The organism is uncultured Algibacter sp. (assembly GCF_947495675.1).
Lineage (GTDB): Bacteria > Bacteroidota > Bacteroidia > Flavobacteriales > Flavobacteriaceae > Algibacter_B.
On sequence record NZ_CANLZX010000081.1, the window covers coordinates 1 to 254 of the forward strand.

The window sequence follows — 254 nt, forward strand, 5'->3', positions numbered from 1 at the left end:
AATGAAGACACCCCAGTAAGCGGAGATTTATTTGCGAACTTAACAGATGCAGATAGTGCGGATCATACAATCACCGGAGCAACAGTAGATACGGATGGCGATGGCAACCCAGACACCTTAGTTTTAGGAACTCCAACAACTATCAATGATAATGCAGGAGACCCAATCGGTGACATTACGGTCAATGCAGATGGTACCTATACCTTCACTCCAGCACCTGGTTATAACGGACCCGTACCAACAGTAGGTTATGA

General features: G+C 45.7%; 1 protein-coding gene. It reads left to right on the forward strand.

Annotated elements, in window-relative coordinates; all coding sequences use genetic code 11:
* On the forward strand, positions 1-254 hold a 254-nt coding region (locus tag Q0842_RS16180; RefSeq protein WP_298500548.1), incomplete at both ends, for an Ig-like domain-containing protein.